The organism is Blautia intestinihominis (assembly GCF_040096655.1).
Classification (GTDB): Bacteria; Bacillota; Clostridia; order Lachnospirales; family Lachnospiraceae; genus Blautia_A; species Blautia_A intestinihominis.
Map to the genome: position 1 here is coordinate 1 of NZ_JBBMEI010000201.1, position 709 is coordinate 709.

A 709-nucleotide genomic window follows, 5' to 3' on the forward strand; every position below is an offset into this window, starting at 1 on the left:
ATGCTGGAAAGTTTTCTGCAAGAGCCGGAACGCCTGACAAATGATGATGTCATGCTGTTGTTGAAACTCATTTTTCATAGACAGGACACGCAGGAACTATTGAAAAAACTGCTGGAACGGGAGAAGCCGGAAACCCCTTAGTTTACTAAGAGTGCAATTATACACCACCCAGAGGTTGGTGCATTGCGTTCTCCGAAGGCTCCTCGCCGGAGGGCTGTGATTTGTGCGAGCAATGAGCCGAACGAATATGCTTGCATATTCACTCGGCGAATGCCGCAGCAGCCGACAGAATGTTGGCTTCCGCAGTCATGGTCTGCTCCAAATCATACAGGGGACGCTACGCCGTCTCCGCTCCGCTTCGGTCGGTGCAGGGCAAACGTCCACCGGACGTTTTGCACCCCTGCGCTGGCTGCCACCAGCTACCCTTTTGTGGACTTGCCATCTGGGGACACCTTGCGGTGCAAGCTGTTCCCAGCCGACAAGTTTCATAAAATACGCTATCTTTTCGATAGGCGATGAAGTATAATGAAGATGACAACAAATCGTTGTTTGACATGCTAAGTTAATCGTGCCATATGGCTTGATTATAGATACAAAGATAAAAACGCAATGTACATTCAGCAATGTACTAGAGCTGGTAGGTAGCCCAGCCGTCCTATGTAAATAGGGTAAGTAACCTGCCCCTCCGGGTTGTCCATTCTTTGTTCAA

1 pseudogene is annotated in these 709 nt (G+C 49.2%); it reads left to right on the forward strand.

From position 1 onward, the window contains the following. A pseudogene (locus WMO75_RS19685) lies at positions 1-141 on the forward strand (DUF3847 domain-containing protein); the annotation flags it as partial. Positions 142-709: the final 568 nt, after the last annotated feature.